The sequence below is a fragment of the Ruminococcus callidus ATCC 27760 genome, assembly GCF_000468015.1.
Lineage (GTDB): Bacteria > Bacillota > Clostridia > Oscillospirales > Ruminococcaceae > Ruminococcus_C > Ruminococcus_C callidus.
This window is the reverse complement of record NZ_KI260465.1, coordinates 37,679-40,347: the sequence shown is the minus strand read 5'-3', so window position 1 is coordinate 40,347 and position 2,669 is coordinate 37,679. Positions and strand designations below refer to the sequence as shown.

The following is a 2,669-nucleotide window of genomic DNA, read 5'->3' as shown; positions in this document are numbered from 1 at the left end:
GTCGCCAGACGCTCTTTGTGCGGTATTGCCTCAACATTTTATTTGTATTTCTGCGTTGATTTCCCTGCTATAAAAAGAGCGTCCTGCAACCACAGAACGCCCTTGGATTTTCTGTTGGAGATGAGTCTTAGTTCTCCACAACCACCTTGTGGAATACCTTTTTGCCCTTTCGCAGAATGGTTTCTGCTTCCGGATAGATCACGCTCTTGGGGTCGGTGACCTTGGTGTCATTCACAGAAACGCCGCCCTGCTGTACCAGCCGGCGTGCTTCGCCGTTGGACGGGGACAGTCCGCAGCGTACCATCAAGGTCAGGATCCCGATGCCGCCGTCGGTGAGTTCCTCTGCTTTCAGAACGGTGGTCGGCATATCCGCATTGTTTCCGCCGCCGCCAAAGACAGCCTTTGCCGCAGTCTGTGCCTTTTCGGCTTCTTCCTTGCCGTGCACCAGTGCAGTCAGTTCATACGCCAGCAGTTCCTTTGCCTGATTCAGCTGCTGTCCCTCCAGTGTGCGTTCCATTTCCTCGATCTGCTCAATGGGAACAAAGGTGAGCAGCTTCAGGCACTTGATAACGTCCTGATCGGAAACGTTCCGCCAGTACTGGTAGAACTCGTACGGTGTCGTCTTTTCCGCATCGAGCCATACCGCACCCTTTTCGGTCTTGCCCATTTTCTTGCCCTCGGAGTTCAGCAGCAGGGTAATGGTCATTGCGTAAGCGTCCTTGCCCAGCTTCCGGCGAATCAGCTCCGTGCCGCCCAGCATGTTTGCCCACTGGTCATCGCCGCCGAACTGCATGTTGCAGCCGTAATCCTGAAACAGCTTGTAGAAGTCGTAGCTCTGCATGATCATGTAGTTGAATTCCAGGAATGTCAGACCGCGTTCCATACGCTGCTTGTAGCACTCGTGAGAGAGCATGCGGTTTACGCTGAAGTGAGCACCCACGTCGCGGAGCACGTCCACATAGTTCAGATCCAGCAGCCAGTCGCCGTTGTTGACAACAATTGCCTTGTTTTCCGAAAAATCGATGAACCGGCTCATCTGCTTCTTGAAGCAGTCCACGTTGTGCTGAATGGTTTCCTTGGTCATCATTTTCCGCATGTCGGTTTTGCCGGAGGGGTCGCCGATCATTGCCGTGCCGCCGCCGATCAGAACGATCGGCTTGTTCCCTGCCATTTGGAGCCGCTTCATCAGGCACAGTGCCATGAAGTGTCCCACGTGCAGGCTGTCTGCGGTGGGATCGAAGCCAATGTAAAAGGTTGCCTTGCCGGCGTTGATCAGTTCCTCGATCTCCTTTTCATCGGTCATCTGGGCGATCAGGCCCCGTCGTTTCAGTTCTTCAAATACTGTCATGTTCTTTCCCTCTTTCCCCGAAGGGTACAAAAAAGCCCTCCGGAAACTATTTTTCCAGAGGACGATGTTTTCACCGTGGTACCACCTCAATTTATCAGAGCGAAAGCCGCCCTGACCTCAAAGACGCTGTAACGGGCGTGCCCGAACTCCCCTACGCACGACGGTTTCAGGAAGCCTGCTCCCAAGTGTATTCTCTGCGGTGACGCTCCCCCGTTCCACCAACCCGAGGGCTCTCTGTGCCGGCACGAATGCAGATACTTCTCTTGCTCTACGCATTTCATAATGTGTTTATCATACCATATTGTCGGGCGGTTGTCAAGGGATTTTTCTGTAAAAAATCCAGAACACCTACTTGACAAATTCCAAAAAATCGTCTATCATAGAAATAGAAAGAGCATACCAGCAGACGGTTTGCTCCCATAAGTACTTACTATGAAAAATAGCCGCCTTATGTGGAAGTGGGGCGGCTATTTCCATTTATAGCGGTAAAACATGCTTGACACGACACCATTCCGGTGCTATAATAAAGGCATACGGGGCATTAGCACAGTTGGGAGTGCGTCACATTCGCATTGTGAAGGTCAGGGGTTCGATTCTCCTATGCTCCACCAGAAACCCACCAAAATTCCAAGAGAATTACGGTGGGCTTTTCTATACCATTTCTTACATCAAAACTTGCGATGCATAATTAGGAAGAAAAAATGAAATTCAAAACGATAAACACCATAATATGTTCCGCCACAATGTCAGTTATTACAGTGTCAGCTATATTTCTTGCGGAAATTATCGGTATCGCAAACGAGTTATTCCGATTGCCATATTTGTTGGTTGTAGCAGTAATATATGCAGCTATGCTGTTAAGTGAAAGTAAGAAGCAGCTTCTGTTGAAATGGGTTTTGTCACTGTCCTTTTCCTTTTTTTGCTTCGAATATTTTTGGCAAACACACTATTCTATCAGAGCGTTAAACTGGATAATAGAGGGATATGGAACACAATCTGCCGGCGGCAATTTTTCAGGTTTTATAGTTCTTATTCTTTTGCTAGTCCTTTGCTTTGCAGGCATGATATTTGCATATTCTAAGTCATCTGAAAAAATCAAACGATATATAAAAGTGCAGTCATTGACAGGCATATGGATTTTCATGTTAATGATTATCGTAGTCGCATACTTGGAAACCCAATTTCCAGCATATCACGATGTATTATCGTATCATTAAACACCACACAAAAAAACGGCTCTGCCACAGGAATTTCCCTGCGGCAGAGCCGTTTCTTGTTTTCAGCGTATCTTAGGCAATACCGCACAAAGAGCGTCTGGCGA

At 48.4% G+C, this 2,669-nt stretch carries 2 protein-coding genes, 1 tRNA gene and 1 other annotated feature; of the genes, 2 read left to right on the top strand and 1 reads right to left on the bottom strand.

The window, feature by feature from the left end; all coding sequences use genetic code 11:
• Window positions 1-127 precede the first annotated feature (127 nt).
• Window positions 128-1,348 (bottom strand): tyrosine--tRNA ligase, encoded by a 1,221-nt coding sequence (gene tyrS / locus RUMCAL_RS11830; RefSeq protein WP_040648132.1) that lies wholly within the window; start codon window positions 1,346-1,348, stop codon window positions 128-130.
• Window positions 1,349-1,402: 54 nt separating this feature from the next.
• Window positions 1,403-1,628, bottom strand: a binding site (T-box leader).
• A gap of 255 nt (window positions 1,629-1,883) precedes the next feature.
• Here tyrS and RUMCAL_RS11825 point away from each other — a divergent pair.
• Both RUMCAL_RS11825 and RUMCAL_RS11820 read left to right on the top strand, forming a co-directional pair.
• Window positions 1,884-1,959: transfer RNA gene (locus RUMCAL_RS11825), tRNA-Ala, on the top strand.
• 90 nt (window positions 1,960-2,049) lie between these two features.
• Entirely contained in the window at window positions 2,050-2,565 is a 516-nt protein-coding gene (locus RUMCAL_RS11820) for a hypothetical protein (protein WP_021683148.1), read from the top strand.
• The last annotated feature ends 104 nt before the right edge of the window (window positions 2,566-2,669 follow it).